Raw genomic sequence first — 16,825 nt, forward strand, 5'->3', positions numbered from 1 at the left:
TTAAAACGCCCACTTCAGATACCAATTAATATTGGCATAATAGGCTTTATCTATATCTAAGTTATCTGTTTGAATATTTAAACCAAAATAATCATTTTCGATACCAAGCAAGAAGGCCTCACTTTTTGTTTCGTAGCCACCAATCACGGCCCAATGATCCCAAAAATGCATCCGCCCTTTTAACTGCGAAAAGGTATCTTGATCAAATCGTTTAACCATAAGCTCCGTTGAGAACAAATCATTGATCCGATAATCCGCGTAGACTTTTATGCGCATTGGCATGTCGAATTTATGCGTGACTTGGTTACCATTTTCAGAGGTTGCTAAACGAACTGTAGGCTCAGTAACAATATCGCCATCGTCATTTTCGGTAAATGGTACTTCTGTGGTAAACCCATTTACAAAACCACTTTGTTCATACTCAGTTTCATAAAATAGGTCTTGTGCAAGTACGCCTAAAGTTAGATCTTGATTTACTTTCCAATGCGCAGACAAATCAAAACTGTAGCCTATCCCTGACGGGTTCTCATCCGGGGTAAATCTTTTAAATAAAATATCTTTTGAGAAGTAATAATCGACCGTCAATGCGCCTTGAATTTCATCACTATATACTTGCCCTTGCACATTAGCATCTTGATAGTGCGTACTGGAAAATATGGTTAATTTAGGGGTGATGGTCAGCGCATCCGCCTGTAAAAACTTAAAGTCATATGAGAGGAATAGGCCATTACTGGTTGCTTGTTTACCGTCTAAATAGTAGTTGTAGTGTCTGTCTTCAAAAGGTAAGTCATTTTTTTCAGTATGTAGATACAAAGCAGTATCGGGATCAAAATTTAATGCATAATCAAAACGACTTTGAAAACCAAACTTAAAATTACCGTAACCAACACCAAATTCAAAAACATTATAAGTGAATGCGCTGTCACCAGATGTCAAAGGCGCATCAAAGTCATCAATAAAAGCTTTTACAGGTTGTGCTTCTGTGTAAACTTCAGAATCGAAGGTGGTGAATATTTGCAGCTTGTCTTCAGCGTAACTAAATGGGGTAATTAAAAATGCAGAAAATCCTAACGTGAGAATTTTTTTTTTCATACTTATATCACTTGTTATTATTTAAGAGGGAGAATCACTCCCCCCTCTTATTTTTTATGTTACTTAGATGAGTCTAAGAAACTAATGTCGGTGTAATCGATTACTTCGCCATCGATATACTCAACAGAAATACCATTCGTGATTTCTGTTACTGTACCAAACTTCATCATGGCGCCTGCAAAATTTGCATTGACGCTGCCCATAAAGTCTTCACCTTCTTCAGCCATTAACGACAGTTTGTAACCTATATCATTATGAAGCTCGACATCTACTGCATAAATATCGTCTTCATTTTCCCAATCAAGAGATAGCATTGCAGTGAAATCTATTTCACCTGTCATACCCATTGCACTTACCGTAGCAAGTTCAGACATATCAGTGCCACTAAGGCTCAATGTACCTACAAAGCCTGAGTCTTGATCGATTATCTCAACACGACTCCAGCCATCAACCGATAAAACTTTGCCATCAATAGCAGTATCAGAGGATACTTCGTCTTCAAAGTTAATGACTAAACAAGAATCTGCTTGGTCTTTAGGTATACTACCAGTATTTGCAGCTATACAGTCTTCTAATGCAATACTCATATCATCAATGGTTTGCACATGAATTTTGGCACCATCTGCAGTTTCAACCATGCCACCAAATGCAAATATAATTGCCTTGTTATTGATTGAGCCATTTACTGTTATCATATCGCCAGTTTCAGTATTAGCTAAATCAAGCTCTAACGCATCTTTATCAAAACTATAAGTCCAATCTGGGTAACGAGTAGAAACCACATCGCTACCTTCGTCACCTAAGTCCCAGGCCTCACTCAGCACATCGTAAATCACTTCTGCGGTATCAAATAATGCTTTACCGCCAGATTTTGTCACCAAGGTTACATTACGAATATCATCGGTGCTTGCTTTCACATCGACTAACACTGTAAAGGTAGCAATAGCAGCCATAGCCTCTGATTCAAGTGAGGTAGCGCTTGCAAGGGCAATACTTGCTTGTTCATCTGCTGCGATTGCAGCAGTTGCACTCAACTGTGCGTCTTCTGCCAAGGCAGTTGCTATTTGTTTATCAGCATCTTCGGTCGCTAGATCCATCAGTGTGGCCGCAGCTGATTTTGCTTGTTCGGCTGCAGTTGCCAATGCAGATGCTTTTGCTAGTAAGTCTGTAGCAGCGACAATAGCCGTTTGTGCTGATGTTAGCGCAAGCTGCGCATTGGTTTGGTTATCAAGCATAGCTGCATCAACAGCAATCATTGCTGTTGCTAAATCAGCTTGTGCAGTCATTACAGCATCGCTTGCTGCATCTAAACTTGCAGATGCAAGCTGTGCATTATTTTTAGCTACATCAAGTTCTAAACCTAACGCTGCGACCGCTTCATCTGAGCGGGTAACTTCATCACTAATACCAGCAACTAAAACAGTCACTGCTGCTAATTGTGTTGCGACATCATTAGCAAGTGCACTCGCTTGATCAGCTAATTGTTGATATTGCTCACCTAAGCTAGCAGCAGTTGCAGCAATCGCTCGTGCTGATGCCAGTTTACCTGTTAGTTCTAGTTGTAACTGGCTATACATTACTTGTTGAGCTGACAAACTAAATACAGCACCGCTATACGCTAAAACTTGCTCAGTTGTATCTAAGCCTGCGTCGCCTAATGCTTTTACTGTAGCAAGCTCAGCCGCTCCTGCCGAAACGGAAGTTTCTGCAGTTGCTAACTCAGCTGTCAAAGCCGTTATTTGTAGTTCTAACTCTGCTGCAGCTTTTGCGATAAAGTCATCGCCTGCTTCACAGTTGTTTTCACAACCAATTTTCTTAAGTATTTTTTTAAGTTGCTTAGCCGTTTCTTTTAAGTCTTTATCAAGACCCTTTTCTTTTGCTTTTGCTTGAACTTTCTCTACCGCTTTGGTGGCTTTATCTTTTAATTTTGCAATCGCATCCGCATCTGTAATGCCTAAGTTTTCAGCTACTTTTGCAAATGCTTCGTCGATACCTTCACCGGTGATCACAGCAGCAAAAATTAAACTGGTGTTTTCAACTGCCTTTTGTAATTCAGCAGCAATTTTTTGCACAACTTCATTGTCGCTATTGATTACTTTACCTTCTTGAACCGCAGCAGATAAACTTGCGATCAAATCTTTTAATGAACCATTCGCACCAGCCCCTGCAATAGATTGTAAAGAAACAGCTGTTTGCACTAATGCCAGTGTACCTGCATCAAGCGAATCGCCATCAACAATATCACTAAAATCAACAGCCCCACCGAGTGAAACGTCACCTAACAGACCAGCGGCTTTTATAGCAGCTTCAGGACCTAATATTTGAATCAAAGTTTTTAAACTTGCTGCAGCAACAGCTTCATCTGACACTGCATTTCCATTTTTAGCGCCATCAACGAGCATTTTTGCGGCAATACTTGTGAAAAGAGTCACATTAGCAAAATATTGCTCTACACCCGTGCCATCACCTTCAGCAAAGTTAATACCACGAACACTCGCAGCAGCTGCGGATGGGGCTTTGATAAATTTAACAACTTGTAATTCAAGATCGTCTTTATACCATTCACCAAAATCAATGCTAGTATCACCATTGTTAACCATACCAGCGACTTCTGACATTTCAGGTGCGCTGTCATAATCACCACAGCCAGTGAAAGAATCGCACTTCACCATACTGTCGTCACCTTCTTTCGAAGTGCTTACCGTAATATAAAGTGGACCAGTAAAACCATCTTCAAGGTAAATGCTATAACCACCTGAGGCTGATGTCATTGCATCAGCAGGATTAGCAGCCGTTAACATAGCAAGAGCTTTTGCATCGGCATCCGCTTGAGACGTTGTCGACTCTGCAGTATAACTTGCATCCGCAGCGGCTTCTAAACGAAATGCAACTGGCACAGTTTCACCTGCCTCATTTAGCGTCGACACGGCCACTGCCGCATTCATCAACGACCCTTTTACGGCTTTACCTGACACTTGAGTATTGAAGTTAGTACTGATCTGCGCTTTATATACAGTAGCTGGAACTGGTTTGTTATTATCATTATCCGAACCACAACCCGCTAATCCGAGGGTCAATGCAACCGAGGCTGCAATTGGGGTAAATTTTATTATTGTTTTCGCCATTAAAATCTCCTGATGCTTGTTAGCAAATATCACTGTTAAAACGTAGCCTATATGATTATCAACAGTCATTTAAGTTAAAATTATGTATCCAACCGTATCTGGTTAACGGAATAATCTACATTTGTTATTACTTGTTATCAACTTACCACTAATATATGACAATTTATGGAAAAATGTAATTTTAATTATTAGTATAAAATATGAACTAACCGATTGTTCAACTTCTTATTCTCAACCTAGAAATACAAATAAAATATTTTTAAAAACATTAACTTATTTAATTTTGATTATTTTTGGCCAGCAGATACGCACACAAAGCGTTAATGAGTTGATACAATTAAGTACAAAACCGTTCACATTTCTTCACATAACGATAAGAACAGAAGTGGCCAGGAAGCCACTTTGACGTTTATTTATAATTTAATTACCTACAGCAGGTACCCTTACTACACCTTCCATAAGTACCCGAGCGCTGCGGCTCATACTGGCTTTTGTAACCTGCCAATCACCATCGACAAGCTGTGCTTCTGCGCCAACTTTTAGCGTGCCAGAAGGATGACCAAAGTTCACTTCGTTTAGTTGACCGCCACCCGCAGCCAAGTTCACTAAAGTGCCATTGATAGCCGCTGCGGTACCAATTGCCACTGCGGCAGTGCCCATCATGGCATGATGCAGCTTACCCATCGACATAGCGCGAACCAGTAGATCAAAACTGTCTTGGCTGATCGCTTTGCCACTTGATGAGGTATAGCTCGTAGGTTTACTGACAAAAGCCACTTTTGGTGTATGTTGACGCGCTGCCGCTTCACTAATATGACCGATCAAGCCCATTTTTACGGCACCATGCGCACGAATAGACTCAAGCTTAGCTAACGCTTGTTCGTCATTATTTATATCATCTTGCAGCTCAGTGCCGGTGTAACCAATATCCTGCGCATTAACGAAAATGGTAGGAATGCCGGCGTTGATCATGGTCGCTTTTAGTACGCCAAACTCCGGCACTTCAAGCTCGTCAACAATATTGCCTGTAGGAAATAACGCGCCATCACCATCGGCAGGATCGATAAACTCAAGTTTTACCTCAGCGGCTGGAAATGTCACGCCGTCGAGTTCAAAGTCGCCAGTTTCTTGGACTTCTCCATTAGTTATAGGCACATGCACTAAAATACTTTTTTTGATATTCGCTTGCCAAACCCGCACTACAGCCACACCGTTCTCGGGAATGCGACTAGCGTCAACAAGACCATTGCTAATCGCAAATGCGCCTACCGCCGAGGTTAAATTACCGCAGTTCCCGCTCCAATCAACAAACGCTTTATCAATAGCAACTTGGCCAAATAAGTAATCAACATCGTGATCAACTTGCTCACTTTTACTTAAAATAACGGTTTTACTGGTACTAGAAGTCGCCCCGCCCATACCATCGGTTTGCTTGCCATATGGATCTGGGCTACCAATCACACGCAATAACAAGTTATCGCGCGCAGAGCCAGCCACTTGGGCGGCCTCTGGCAAATCAGTTAAATTAAAAAACACCCCTTTACTGGTGCCACCGCGCATATAGGTGGCAGGCACTTTAATTTGTGGTTTAAATGTCATTAGGGTTCCTTAAGCGCTTTGCGTGGCTTCTAAAAAGTCTTGCGCAAAGCGTTGTAATACACCCCCTGCGGCATAGATAGATAATTCTTCTTGGGTATCGATTCGGCATTTAGTTGGTACCGTAAGTACTTCGCCATCGACTCGCGTGATGATTAAATTAACGTTTCCACCAGGAGTAAGCTCGCCTGCTACGTCGTAACTTTCACTGCCATCAAGCTTGAGTGTTTTACGGGTAGTGCCCGCCGTAAATTCCAGCGGTAATACCCCCATACCAATTAAGTTAGTACGGTGAATGCGTTCGAAGCCCTCTGCAGCAATCACTTGCACCCCCGCTAAACACACGCCTTTGGCCGCCCAATCTCGTGATGAACCTTGGCCATAATCGGCACCGGCAACAATAATTAATGGCTGTTTACGTTGCATATAAGTTTCGATTGCTTCCCACATCCGAGTAACTGTGCCCTCTGGCTCAATTCGCGTATACGAGCCCTGTTTTACCTCGCCATTTTCAATCGCCATTTCATTGAATAATTTAGGGTTAGCAAACGTTGCGCGCTGCGCGGTTAAATGGTCGCCACGGTGCGTGGCATAGGAATTAAAGTCTTCTTCTGGCACACCCATATGTGTTAAGTACTCACCTGCTGCGCTGTCGGCCATAATTGCATTCGAGGGCGATAAATGGTCCGTTGTTATGTTATCGCCAAGCACCGCTAATGCACGCATGCCTTTCATGGTGCGCTCACCAGCAAGCGCCCCTTCCCAATATGGCGGGCGACGAATATACGTACTTTGTGGGCGCCAATCGTAAAGTGGGTCGTTATCTTCACCGTAATCAACGGTTAAATTAAACATCGGCTCGTAAACCTTCTTATACTGCTCAGGTTTTACGCTTTGTTTAATAACCGCATCGATTTCTTCATCCGACGGCCAAATATCTTTTAGCGTAACATCGTTACCTTGCTGATCTTTACCCAGCACGTCTTTTTCAATATCAAAACGAATAGTTCCTGCAATGGCATAGGCAACTACTAATGGCGGAGACGCTAAAAATGCTTGCTTAGCGTACGGGTGAATACGGCCATCAAAATTACGATTACCCGAAAGCACTGCCGTGGCGTATAAATCACGATCTATCACTTCTTGTTGAATAACGGGATCCAGCGCGCCACTCATACCATTACAAGTGGTGCAGGCAAAGCCAACAATACCAAAACCAAGTTGCTCTAGTTCTGACAGTAATTTGGCATCTTCAAGATACGATTGCACTGTTTTTGAACCCGGTGCTAATGAGGTTTTAACCCATGGCTTGCGAGTTAAGCCCTTAGCGTTAGCATTACGCGCAATAAGACCAGCTGCAATGACGTTACGTGGATTACTAGTATTTGTACAACTAGTGATAGCAGCAATAATACACGCGCCGTCCGGCATTAAACCTGCTTCATTTTCAACCACCCCAGAGATCCCCTGCGCTGCCAAGTCACTGGTTGCAACACGACGATGCGGATTTGACGGTCCAGCAATGTTGCGGCCAACGCTTGATAGATCAAATTTTAATACCCGATCATACTGCGCTGTTTTTAAACTATCACTCCACAGACCGGTGGTTTTTGCGTAGTTTTCAACGAGCGCAATTTGCTGTTCTTCACGCCCTGTAAGGCGTAAGTAATCAATGGTCATCTGGTCGATATAAAACATCGCGGCAGTGGCACCAAATTCTGGGGTCATGTTTGAAATTGTGGCACGATCACCTAAAGTCAGTGCATCAGCCCCTTCACCATAAAATTCTAAATAGCTTGATACTACACGCTGGCCACGTAAAAACTCGGTGATCGCAAGCACAATATCTGTTGCCGTAATACCAGGCTGGCGCTTACCACTGAGTTCAACACCGATGATATCAGGCAAACGCATATAAGAGGCGCGGCCAAGCATCACGCTTTCGGCTTCAAGACCGCCCACACCAACTGCAATCACACCTAACGCATCAACATGCGGTGTGTGGCTATCAGTACCGACTAAGGTATCAGGAAAAGCAATGCCATCGCGGTTTTGGATCACCGGCGACATTTTCTCAAGGTTGATTTGATGCATAATGCCGTTACCCGGTGGGATCACATCAATATTTTTAAACGCAGTTTTGGTCCAATTAATAAAGTGGAAACGGTCATCGTTGCGTCTATCTTCAATAGCGCGGTTTTTTTCAAAAGCATCAGGATCAAACCCTGCGTATTCAACGGCTAATGAGTGATCAACAATCAGCTGTGTTGGTACCACAGGGTTAACTTTGGCCGGATCGCCGCCTTTGGCAGCAATGGCATCGCGCAGGCCAGCTAAATCAACTAAAGCGGTTTGCCCTAAAATATCGTGGCAGACGACCCGCGCTGGGTACCATGGGAAATCTAAGTCTTGCTTGCGCTCTATAATTTGTTTGAGCGCATCATTGAGCATATCGGGGTCGCAGCGACGTACTAAATTCTCGGCTAATACACGGGATGTATAAGGCAGTGTTGCGTATGCGCCCGGTTTGATAGCATCAACCGCGGCTTGGGTGTCAAAATAATCGACGTTGCTATTTGGTAACGGTTTTCGGTATTGGCTGTTATTAATAATAGTCATGGTAAGACTCGCTAAATTGGGTGACGGTGGCTGCACACAGGTAGCGTGGTTAAGGAAAGTTTGAGAAAAACTGTCAGCTCAAGGCTATGTGCAAAAAACGGTGGGCTCATATGCGCCCACCCTGTGTCTTAACGTGATTCAATCGGCGTATAGCTGCGTGCTTCCGGCCCGGTGTAATCAGCACTTGGACGAATAATGCGGTTGTTAGCACGTTGCTCTTTTACATGCGCAGTCCAACCGGTCACTCGGCTCATCACAAAAATAGGGGTAAATAATTTCGTTGGAATACCCATAAAGTGATATGCCGAAGCATGGAAAAAATCGGCATTACAGAATAATTTTTTCTCACGCCACATAATTTCTTCACAGCGTACTGACACGGGATAAAGTACATCATCACCTACTTCTGCCGCGAGTTTTTCTGACCATTTTTTAATGATCACGTTACGCGGATCGGATTCACGGTAAATGGCATGGCCAAAGCCCATAATTTTATCTTTACGCGCTAACATGCCCATGATTTCTTGCTCAGCATGATCGGCATCTTTAAAACCTTCAATCATGTCCATGGCAGCTTCATTTGCGCCGCCATGCAGTGGCCCACGTAAAGTACCAATAGCACCGGTTACACATGAGTGAATATCAGATAATGTTGATGCGCACACACGACCAGTAAAAGTTGAAGCATTAAACTCATGCTCTGCATAGAGAATAAGCGACACGTTCATCACTTGTGCAAATAATTCAGACGGTGCTTTATCATGTAATAACGTTAGAAAGTGCGCACCAACTGAATCGTCATCAGTTTGCGTTTCAATACGCACGCCATCATGAGTAAAGCGATACCAGTAACAAATAATACTTGGGAATACCGCAACCATACGATCAATGGCATCATTCGCTTGACTAAAATCATGCTCCATTTCAAGGTTACCCAACATAGAGCAACCGGTACGCATCACATCCATTGGATGCGCGTCTTTTGGAATATTCTCAAGCACTGTTTTCAGTGCTGTTGGCAAGCCGCGTAGGCTTTTGAGTTTTGCTTTATATTCTGCAAGTTCGGCTGCAGTGGGTAGTTCACCACGTGAAAGTAAAAATGATACTTCTTCAAACTGTGCTTTTTCTGCAAGCTCTGCAATATCATAACCACAGTAAGTTAAACCAGAGCCTGTTTGCCCTACTGTACATAATGCTGTTTGACCCGCTACTTGACCACGTAAACCTGCGCCACCTAATGCTTTATCGACCATGAGTGTTCTCCTTAAATGTTGTTATTATTTATTTGCTGAAAAAAGGCTATCAAGGGTGTTTTCATAGCTGTGATAGTCTAAAAAGTCATACAGTTCAGCACGTGTTTGCATGTTTTCAATTTGGCTTTGTTGTGAGCCTTCATTTAAAATAGCTGAATACACATTTAATGCCGCTTTATTCATCGCTCTAAACGCACTTAACGGGTAAAGCACCAGTTGCACACCCACATCACTTAACTGCTCTTTGGTATAAATTGGCGTTTGCCCAAACTCTGTAATGTTGGCCAAAACAGGCACGCTAAGCGCTTTTGTAAATGCTTGATAATCAGCAAGGTCGTGTACGGCTTCTGCAAATATCGCATCGGCGCCTGCTTCAACGCAGGCAGCAGCACGGTCAATCGCGGCATTTAAACCTTCTTTTTGAAACGCATCAGTACGCGCCATAATGTAAAAATCGCTATCCGTTTTTGCATCAACCGCCGCTTTAATACGATCAACCATTTCCGCTTGCGAGACTATTTCTTTATTAGGACGATGGCCACAACGCTTTTGTGCTACTTGATCTTCAATATGAAACCCTGCAGCCCCCGCTTTAGTCATTTCTTTTACTGTACGGGCAATATTAAACGCCCCGCCCCAACCGGTATCGGCATCCACTAACAGTGGCAAGTCACTGGCACCAGTAATACGGCGAATATCTTCCAGCACATTATCAAGGCTGGTCATACCGAGATCAGGCATACCGAAAGAGGCATTCGCCACTCCCGCACCTGATAAGTAAATAGCTTGATGGCCCATTTTTTCAGCCATCATTGCAGTGTATGCGTTGATTGTGCCCACCACTTGCAGTGGATGATTATTGGCAATCGCCTGTTTGAACTTTGATCCTGCTGACATTGCTGTCTCCTTTGAACGGGGTTGCTCTATAACAACTTGTATTTTTTAATGGTTTAATATGACGTTTTTACTGCTCTGCGCGCTCATTTTGCGCGGCATGTAAGTTAAATTTTGTTTGTATGTTGGCTTGCGATGCTCTGATATGGCGCTTCATTAATAACTCAGCCAGCTCACCATCGTGATTTTCAATCGCATTGATAATAGCTAAATGTTCATCAAACGCTTTTGATACGCGCGGCCCAACCATGCCCATTTGCACTCGATACATACGAATTAACTGATAAAGCCCGTTACTCAATAAATGAATAAGGTGGTCATTTTTACTGCCTTTAATAATCCGGTAATGAAAATCTAAATCGCCCGCTTCTTGGTAGTAAGACTCACCTTCTTTGACTCGCTGAGTTTGTAAATGCTGATTGAGTAATTGTTTTAAACTTTGCACTTCATCAGGTGCCATATTGTCGGCAGCTAAACGACAGGCTAAGCCCTCAAGGGCGCTGCGAACTTGGTATACTTCGATTAACCGCTCAGCGGTCAAGGCAACAACCCGACACCCTACATTGGCTTTTCGCTCAACCAAGTAACAACTTTCAAGGCGGTTTAATGCTTCGCGTAATGTGGCACGGCTTACGCCATAACGCTTTGCCAGCTCCGGCTCAGAAATCTTGCTACCTTGCTCAATGCTGCCTTCAACTATCTCACGGCGCATATCTACAAACACTTGATCTGAGGCTGTGGTAATGAGTGTTTCGCTAAAAGCATCTTGGGTCATTAATCACTTCTTTAAGATTGTCGACAATTCGTATTGACACTATGGTAGTTCGTGCTAACAGAGTCAAGCCTAATTCAGCAGAAAAATCACAAAAACACAATTATTGTCGACATGGCAAGTACTGTTAAAATCTCAACTCAGGCGCTGCTCTTGTGCGTTAAAAGTGCTAAAATGCGCTTTTATTTTTATCTGTGAGCTTAGTCTTGGACGCCAACACGTATATTCCTCAGCATTTTATCGATGACGTAAACACCTATATACCTGAGCACTTGGATCTTGCTGATTTTATTAGTGCCTGTCGCAGGCCACTGCGTAAATCAATTCGCGTCAATACCTTAAAAATGTCGGTTGTTGAATTTAAACGTATTGCTGAACAAAAAGGCTGGCAGTTAACACCTGTGCCTTGGTGCGAAGAAGGTTTTTGGCTAGAGCGCCCTGCAGAGGAAGAACAAGCACTGGCACTGGGTAATACCGATTTACATTTAAGTGGTGCTATGTATGTGCAAGAAGCAAGCTCCATGTTGCCACCTATGGCACTAAAAGAGTCATTAGCCCAGGCACAGCATGTCCTTGATATGGCCTCGGCGCCAGGCTCTAAAACCTCACAGCTCGCCGCACTAATGGATAACCAAGGCGTACTGGTTGCCAATGAATTATCGTCATCACGGTTAAAAGTACTCAGTGCCACCTTAAAACGCATGGGGGTGGGTAATTGTGCCTTATCGCATTTTGATGGAGTGATTTTTGGCGACTACATGTTTGAATGCTTTGACAGTATTTTACTCGACGCCCCCTGCTCAGGCGAAGGTACCGTGCGCAAGGACGCAGATGCGTTAAAAAACTGGTCAATCGAATCAAATATTGATATCGCAAAAGTACAAAAGGATCTGATCAAAAGTGCCTTTTATGCATTAAAACCAGGTGGCACGTTAGTCTATTCAACCTGCACATTGACACCGCTTGAAAATCAACAAGTGTGTGAGTACCTTTTAAATGAATTTCCTGAGCAATTGGCCGTGCAACCTTTAGATAACTTATTTGCTGGTGCTGAGCGCGCTACAACAGCAGAGGGTTATTTACATGTTTGGCCGCAAACATTCGACAGTGAAGGGTTTTTTATTGCTAAATTTAAAAAGCTTGCAAGCACTGATAATCCGAATCTAAAAGTTAAAAAAGGTGCATTTCCGTTTCAGCCGTTTGACAAAAAGCCCAGTCAGGCTTTTTACGCTGAATTAAAAAAGCAATTTGGCATCACGGCGCTGAGCGGTTCGTTAATGCAACGGGATAAAGAGCTGTGGTTGTTTCCAGAAGAGTTTGCTGCCATTGAAAATAAAATAAAGTACGCGCGTTTAGGGATCCAGCTTGGCATGCTCCATAAAAATGGCGTACGGCTAAACCACGAATTTGCCACTGTGTTTGGCGATCGTTGTAAACTTAATACCTTCGCACTGACTGATCAGCAAGCTAATGATTATTTTCAAGGCAAAGATATTCGCTTAGATAAACCCACCAACGCCTTAGGTGAAGTAGTTTTAACCTTATGTGGCTGCCCTATCGGGCTGGGTAAATGGCAAAAAAATAAAATTAAAAATTCCCTACCGCGGGATCTGGTACAAAATAATCAATTAATAACCTGGTGAGAATAAGCTGTGCATAAGCTGCCTACAAGTGATGGATAAAATTCATACTGTTTGAGGAATTTTAAGACAAATAACTGTTTTATAAGCAGTATAAAATTTCATCATTTATTGGGCATTTTTACATCTGTTAACTACACTTAATATTACTTTCTACTTCTCCCTTAATGAATTTAGAAGGTGTTTTTAAAGTTAGCGCAGGCTCACTAGAGCCATCCCCTAAGCCCAGAACAATGCGGATTCGTTCTGGGCGTTTTTTTGCCATTATCTAATAGTCGTAATTTATGATAATCAATTGCTTTTACACTCATTTATTGTTTCTATAATGCGTAAAAACAATAACGATGACCTGCTATGCTTAAACAACTTTCAATCATTACAATGGCTGCACTATTTGTCAGTAACGCAAGCTTTGCTAAAGATTCCAGCCTATACCTTGGTTTCCAGTATCCAGGTAAAGCACAAAATGCCGTGAGCATTACTTTTGATGATGCCCGACACAGTCAAGTTGATATCGGCACGGCAATATTAAACAAACACCATGCCAAAGCCACTTTTTATGTTTCCCCTTTTAACGTTAAAGAACGTCTAACTAAATGGCAAGACGCTGTAAAATCGGGCCATGAAATTGCAAACCATACCAGCAGTCATGTCTGTACGGGTAACTTTGAATGGTTACGTAAGCAAAACCTATCACTGGAAGAAACCACCCTAGCTTGGCTTGAAAATGATATTCTCAGTGCACAAACATACATAAAAGAGCAACTCGGCGTCACACCGCGCGCTTTTGCCTACCCTTGCGGTAACACCTTTGTTGGCCGCGGGATTAATACTAAAAGTTATGTGCCAATTATTGCCAAGCATTTTGATAGTGGCCGCACTTGGTTAGATGAATCTGCAAATAACCCAAATTTTACCGACTTTGCACAGCTAACCGGGCTAAGAATTGACGGTCTGAGCTTTGCTGAGATCATCACTATGTTAGAACAACTTCGTGAAAATAATGCTTGGTTAATTTTAGCAGGCCATGAGATTGGTAAAGGGGATCAATACACCACAGATGCTAAAGTGCTCGAGCAGTTGCTTGTGTATTTACAAGACCCTGACAATGGATACTGGATTGATACCGTCAGTAATGTGGGTGATTACGTTAGAGCTAACCGTAAAAAGTAGATTAGCTCAAGCCACTTAATTATCATTTAAATCAAACTCTGTGGTGCGGCTATCAGCATGAATAAGTTGATAGCGGGCAAGCTTACCTGCTTTGAGGTCAATCAAACTAATTGCTGCATCACTGACTAAATACTTTTGGCCATCGCCCTTCGTTTGATGTTTATCAACCTCCATATGCCAACGCTTGGTAAAAAAGTTTAACGGGCTTTTTGGTGCGTATAGAATCGAGTCGAGCTTATCAAGAATATTAATTAATTTACGGGGAAACTCATTTTTGATGCCACTGGCGGTGAGCTGCCAAATGCGGTTTGGATGTTTGCCAAAGCGTTTTTGCACTGAGAAACAAAATGAATAATGCACATCTCCCGATAAAATCAGGGTTTCTTTGGGGGTATCGTCGCGGCGAAAGGTATCGAGTAATTTTTTTGCAGAGCCTTCGTGCGCCATCCAATTTTCTACATCGACCAATAAAGGCTGGCCACACATATTAAATAACGCTTGAATAGCTTCTATTGATTTCACCCCAAACACGGGCGCAGGCGACACTATAATAACTTGTTCATGGGTTAGCAGACTGTTTTCAAGTTCAGTAAGGCGCTCCCAATCAAGTAAGCCCGAAGGTTCATTAAAGTTTTGCTCATTGCGCCAGCGGTGCGTACGCGTATCCAGCACCACTACTTTAGGCACCGTATTGAGCTCATAATGCCAATGATTAAAGTCCAATACCGTTTTATCAAATGCTTTAAATTGCCATTGCTTTTGATTGCTTAAACTGGCTTTAAAATCATCAACTAACGCTCCCGTTTTAACCCCTGCATCATTACCAAAGCCTTGCATCAACCAATAACTGATCAAGCCATTATTAACAATCCGCCTACTCACTGGATGCTGATAAATCACTTGCTCCCAGCCGGCGGTTAAATTCCAGTCATCAGTGACATCATGATCATCAAACATCATCAGTGTTGATACATTGGCAAATAATCGCTGTACCTCTTGTAGTCCTTGACTAAATTCAGTTAACGCCTGCTTTTCACTCTCAAAAAGTTGTTGGCATTTAGCTGTTTTAGCCTGATAGCTGATTGACTGTAAATCAATTAACGACCAAACAACGGGACTAAAATTAAGTAAGTACAGCGCGATAAACTCTTCAAATGAGACTAAGTGATTAGCAGCTTTTAAACTGGAGAAATGCGGTTCGTCTTTTTTTAGCCAATAGCCCACACCTATTTTATTTCTCTGCTGCCACGGCATTTTAGGTAAAAATAGGTGACGTTGATAAAGTTGCTCTGAGAGTTCCTCTGGCAATGCAATATCCAGTGGCTGTTCTTTGTAAATGCCCAGTAATTCAATCAGCCGATAGATGGCGATTAACATCGCGCCTGCAACATCATCGGCATACACTTGATCGCCCGACAGTAATAATATATCTGCTCCCGGTTTGCCTTGCGTGCGCTGTGCTGCTTGCCATCGCTGCGCTGCAACTAGGCTATCTTGCGCTGGGTGATGCGGATTACGGCACGAGCCATGAAATATCTGCTCAAGTGTTTGCGGGATCACAAACTCTGGGGTTGTTTTGCCATCATAACAAAAAAGACTGAGATCAACTTGCTGCTTATCGTTATATAAGCGATAGCTAAGCAATTCATCCGTCGGTAGGTTTTCATTAATCGATTTTAATACAATGAAATGCAAAAACAGTTTGCTACCAAGTGCAATGCTGTGCTGTTCACTATAGGTATCAATGTTATCCAGCTCAATGCGATATTGTGAAGGGGTGCTGGTAGCAAATTGAAAACACACCCCTTTGGCATCGGCACGGCGCACCATCGGCCCCATTAATAGTTCTGGGAGTGATGCTGTGCTCATACGCTAATTAACCTTTAGCTACTAAATTAAATAACGAATAAAAATTCGCCGTTGTCGCCTCGGCCAGCTCTTTGTAACTAATGCCTTTGAGCTCTGCAATATAATAAGCAACATCTTGCACATAGGCTGGCTGATTAGTTTTTCCACGATATGGCACTGGCGCTAAATAGGGTGAATCCGTTTCAATTAACAGCCTATCAAGGGGGATTTTCTTAACCACGTCTTTAAGTTCAACGGCATTTTTAAACGTCACAATACCTGAAATAGAAATATAAAAACCCAAGTCGATGGCTTTTTTCGCCATCGCCCAATCTTCTGTAAAACAATGCAAAACGCCACCGCAGTTTTCAGCGTTATGCTCACGCATTAAATTAATGGTATCTTCGCGGGCATCGCGGGTATGAATTATCAACGGCTTTTGCAACTCGTTAGCCACCTCAATATGGCCAACAAAGCTTGCCTGCTGCACTGCATGGGTGTCTTTGGCGTAATAATAATCAAGCCCAGTTTCACCGATAGCCACTACTTTTTCATGGTTTGCTAAATCAATTAAGCGCTGTTTATCAAGTGCGTCTTTTTGATCAAGCGGATGAACCCCACATGATGCAGAGACATCACTGTAACCGTTAATTTTTTCCAGCATAGTTGGGAATTGATCAAGTGTTACGCTCACACATAAAAAGTGCTCTACTTGCTTTGCTCTGGCATTATCAAGTACTTGGTCTAAGTTTAAATCGAGTTTATCAAAATCGAGACGGTCTAAATGGCAATGAGAATCTACAATCACGGTAC

General features: G+C 42.7%; 11 protein-coding genes. 2 read left to right on the top strand and 9 right to left on the bottom strand.

Annotated features, from left to right (window positions below; all coding sequences use genetic code 11):
- From A7968_RS13280 to A7968_RS13310, 7 genes are all read right to left on the bottom strand, one after another.
- Positions 1–1,092, bottom strand: a complete 1,092-nt coding sequence (locus tag A7968_RS13280) for a hypothetical protein (RefSeq protein ID WP_064667048.1) — start codon at positions 1,090–1,092, stop codon at positions 1–3.
- Between the two features lie 59 nt (positions 1,093–1,151).
- Complete coding sequence (locus A7968_RS13285) at positions 1,152–4,217, bottom strand: hypothetical protein (protein WP_064667049.1); 3,066 nt, start codon at positions 4,215–4,217, stop codon at positions 1,152–1,154.
- A gap of 420 nt (positions 4,218–4,637) precedes the next feature.
- Entirely contained in the window at positions 4,638–5,816 is a 1,179-nt protein-coding gene (gene prpF / locus A7968_RS13290) for a 2-methylaconitate cis-trans isomerase PrpF (protein ID WP_064667050.1), read from the bottom strand.
- Between the two features lie 9 nt (positions 5,817–5,825).
- Positions 5,826–8,432 carry a Fe/S-dependent 2-methylisocitrate dehydratase AcnD gene (gene acnD, locus A7968_RS13295; protein WP_064667051.1) on the bottom strand — a complete coding sequence of 869 codons (2,607 nt, stop codon included), beginning with the start codon at positions 8,430–8,432 and terminating at the stop codon, positions 5,826–5,828.
- A 128-nt stretch (positions 8,433–8,560) separates the two neighbouring features.
- Entirely contained in the window at positions 8,561–9,685 is a 1,125-nt protein-coding gene (gene prpC / locus A7968_RS13300) for a bifunctional 2-methylcitrate synthase/citrate synthase (protein ID WP_064667052.1), read from the bottom strand.
- A gap of 24 nt (positions 9,686–9,709) precedes the next feature.
- Complete coding sequence (prpB, locus tag A7968_RS13305; RefSeq protein ID WP_064667053.1) at positions 9,710–10,582, bottom strand: methylisocitrate lyase; 873 nt, start codon at positions 10,580–10,582, stop codon at positions 9,710–9,712.
- Positions 10,583–10,649: 67 nt separating this feature from the next.
- On the bottom strand, positions 10,650–11,354 hold the full coding sequence (locus A7968_RS13310) for a GntR family transcriptional regulator (protein ID WP_064667054.1): 705 nt from the start codon (positions 11,352–11,354) through the stop codon (positions 10,650–10,652).
- Between the two features lie 203 nt (positions 11,355–11,557).
- Here A7968_RS13310 and rsmF point away from each other — a divergent pair, with 203 nt between their 5' ends.
- A complete protein-coding gene (rsmF, locus tag A7968_RS13315; RefSeq protein WP_064667055.1) occupies positions 11,558–12,994 on the top strand; it encodes a 16S rRNA (cytosine(1407)-C(5))-methyltransferase RsmF in 1,437 nt (478 codons plus the stop codon).
- A 351-nt stretch (positions 12,995–13,345) separates the two neighbouring features.
- Positions 13,346–14,164: a polysaccharide deacetylase family protein gene (locus A7968_RS13320; RefSeq protein ID WP_064667056.1), complete on the top strand. Its 819-nt coding sequence runs from the start codon at positions 13,346–13,348 to the stop codon at positions 14,162–14,164.
- Between the two features lie 15 nt (positions 14,165–14,179).
- On the opposite strand, the gene A7968_RS13325 is transcribed toward A7968_RS13320, so the two are convergent.
- Together A7968_RS13325 and A7968_RS13330 are read right to left on the bottom strand one after the other, a co-directional pair.
- Complete coding sequence (locus A7968_RS13325) at positions 14,180–16,033, bottom strand: metallophosphoesterase family protein (RefSeq protein WP_064667057.1); 1,854 nt, start codon at positions 16,031–16,033, stop codon at positions 14,180–14,182.
- Positions 16,034–16,040: 7 nt separating this feature from the next.
- Entirely contained in the window at positions 16,041–16,820 is a 780-nt protein-coding gene (locus tag A7968_RS13330; RefSeq protein ID WP_064667058.1) for a TatD family hydrolase, read from the bottom strand.
- Between the last annotated feature and the right edge of the window lie 5 nt (positions 16,821–16,825).

Origin of the sequence: Pseudoalteromonas prydzensis, from assembly GCF_001661495.1 — a bacterium.
Lineage (GTDB): Bacteria > Pseudomonadota > Gammaproteobacteria > Enterobacterales > Alteromonadaceae > Pseudoalteromonas > Pseudoalteromonas prydzensis.

Excerpts from the sequence above, each read along its gene's own strand:
- prpB (WP_064667053.1), bottom strand. The coding sequence starts at position 10,582 with ATGTCAGCAGGATCAAAGTTCAAACAGGCGATTGCCAATAATCATCCA.
- A7968_RS13320 (WP_064667056.1), top strand. The coding sequence starts at position 13,346 with ATGCTTAAACAACTTTCAATCATTACAATGGCTGCACTATTTGTCAGT.
- acnD (WP_064667051.1), bottom strand. The coding sequence starts at position 8,432 with ATGACTATTATTAATAACAGCCAATACCGAAAACCGTTACCAAATAGC.
- A7968_RS13285 (WP_064667049.1), bottom strand. The coding sequence starts at position 4,217 with ATGGCGAAAACAATAATAAAATTTACCCCAATTGCAGCCTCGGTTGCA.
- prpC (WP_064667052.1), bottom strand. The coding sequence starts at position 9,685 with ATGGTCGATAAAGCATTAGGTGGCGCAGGTTTACGTGGTCAAGTAGCG.
- A7968_RS13310 (WP_064667054.1), bottom strand. The coding sequence starts at position 11,354 with ATGACCCAAGATGCTTTTAGCGAAACACTCATTACCACAGCCTCAGAT.
- A7968_RS13280 (WP_064667048.1), bottom strand. The coding sequence starts at position 1,092 with ATGAAAAAAAAAATTCTCACGTTAGGATTTTCTGCATTTTTAATTACC.
- A7968_RS13325 (WP_064667057.1), bottom strand. The coding sequence starts at position 16,033 with ATGAGCACAGCATCACTCCCAGAACTATTAATGGGGCCGATGGTGCGC.
- prpF (WP_064667050.1), bottom strand. The coding sequence starts at position 5,816 with ATGACATTTAAACCACAAATTAAAGTGCCTGCCACCTATATGCGCGGT.